The sequence below is a fragment of the Accumulibacter sp. genome (assembly GCF_031732815.1).
In the GTDB taxonomy this organism is placed as follows: Bacteria; Pseudomonadota; Gammaproteobacteria; order Burkholderiales; family Rhodocyclaceae; genus Accumulibacter.
Map to the genome: position 1 here is coordinate 1 of NZ_JAVMKF010000174.1, position 2,109 is coordinate 2,109.

Below are 2,109 nucleotides of genomic sequence, written 5' to 3' on the forward strand. Positions count from 1 at the left end.
TACTGGTCGAGACGGAACCCGGAACTCTTGCGCAGCGAATCGAACCAGTCCACGATCTCCTCGACGGCCTGCGCCGGTCTAGCCGTCAGCAACTCGGTGAGCGTCTGTTTCAGCTCCTTGGCATCAGCCAGCGGATGATCAGGGCGCTGAGGAAAAAATCTTAGGATCATTGGCAGCCAGCCTTTTGACAGATCGCGAGAGCCATGCAGTCCATTGTAAACCAGTACGCCAGGGCGTGCCGGCTTGCCTCCGGGTAAACGCACGTCGAATCAGCCGTCCGCGTGTGCCGGGTGACGCGAGTCGTGCGGTCAGGCGAGAGCGCCGGCAAAGCGACATGCAGCGCGCGTCGCTGCCGGTGCCGGCCAGCCGCACGCTGGGCGATCGGTCACCCAACGACGGCCGCCGTATCGACCGTGCTGCTCGCGGCGGCCTGGACAACTCGCTTCAACTAGAATAGCTGCTTTTTCCCTTCTGCTGCGAGCCAACATGATCCGTACCCGTTTTGCCCCGTCGCCGACCGGCTTCCTGCATGTCGGCGGAGCCCGTACGGCCCTTTTCTCCTGGGCCTTCGCCCGTCGGCACGGGGGCAGTTTCATCCTGCGCGTCGAGGACACCGACCTTGCCCGCTCGACGCCGGAGGCAGTGCAGGCGATTCTCGACGGCATGCACTGGCTCGGCCTGAGCTACGACGAAGGCCCGTTCTACCAGACCCAGCGCATGGATCGCTATCGCACAGTCATCCAGGAAATGCTTGCCGCAGGTACGGCCTACTTCTGCTACACATCGGCGGAAGAACTCGCCGGGCTACGTGAAGCACAGCGCGCGCACGGCCTGAAGCCCCGCTACGACGGCCGCTGGCGGCCCGAGCCTGGGAAAGCCTTGCCGGCACCGCCCGCCGGCGTATTGCCGGTCGTCCGTTTCCGCAACCCGACGACCGGCGTCGTCGCCTGGGACGACCTGGTCAAGGGTCGCATTGAAATTGCCAACAGCGAACTCGACGATCTGGTCATCGCGCGTGCGGACGGAACGCCGACCTACAACTTCTGCGTCGTCGTCGACGATTGGGATATGGCAATCTCGCACGTCATCCGTGGTGACGACCATGTCAACAACACCCCGCGCCAGATCAACATCCTGCAGGCGCTTGGCGCGCGCGTACCGTACTACGCGCATCTGTCGATGATCCTCGGCAGCGACGGACAGAAGCTCTCGAAGCGTCACGGCGCGGTCAGCGTCATGCAATACGATGAGGCAGGCTACCTGCCGCAAGCCGTGGTGAATTACCTTGCCCGCCTTGGCTGGTCGCACGGCGACGACGAAGTATTCTCGGCCGAGCAGTTCTGTCAGTGGTTCGACCTCGACCACATCACACCGTCTGCGGCGCAATTCAACCCCGAGAAGCTGGACTGGTTGAATGCCTGGTATCTGAAACAGGCGGACAATGGAGACCTCGCGCAAGCAGTGACCAGACGACTGGCGGCACGCTCGCTCAGGCTCGGCGAAGCCGCCCCACTGGCGGAGATCGTCGGCGTGTACAAGGAGCGCGTGGCCAACCTGAACCAACTGACCGACGCGGTGGCCCTCTTCCACGGCGACCTGCAGCCACCGGCGGATCTGGTGCACAAGCACCTGACGGCACGAGCGCTCCCAGTGCTACGCGAGTTCACCTGCCGTCTGGCCGACATCGCGTGGGAAGCGCCAGCGATTGCCGGGTTGATCAAGGACTGCGTCGCCAGAAGCGGCATTCGAATGCCGGAGCTGGCGATGCCCTTGCGTGTGCTCCTCACCGGCCAGGAACACACCCCGTCGGTCGATCTCCTGCTGACGCTCTTTGCGCGCCAGACCGCACTCACGCGACTGCGCGCAATAGATTCCGACGAAGGCGTGAGCTGAGACACGAAGCGCGCGGCAGCCAACCCCGGCGCACGTGGCAGCACGCACTGCGCCTTTTCCGGCAAGCCGGCTAGCCGGAGTTCAATCAATCGTTTTATCATGCGCGCTGATGGTTTTTTTCCGGAAACGCCTGCTGGCCATGAAGGAGCAGTTCAATGTCGATGAATGAAAACATGCTGCTGGTCGCTGCTGCCGTGTTTGCGGTGTTTCTGGTCG

The 2,109-nt window shown here is 63.3% G+C and carries 1 protein-coding gene; it reads left to right on the forward strand.

The annotated features are described in order from the left end of the window. Window positions 1–486: 486 nt before the first annotated feature. Window positions 487–1,893: a glutamate--tRNA ligase gene (gene gltX / locus RKP46_RS11370; RefSeq protein WP_311106746.1), complete on the forward strand. Its 1,407-nt coding sequence runs from the start codon at window positions 487–489 to the stop codon at window positions 1,891–1,893. The last annotated feature ends 216 nt before the right edge of the window (window positions 1,894–2,109 follow it).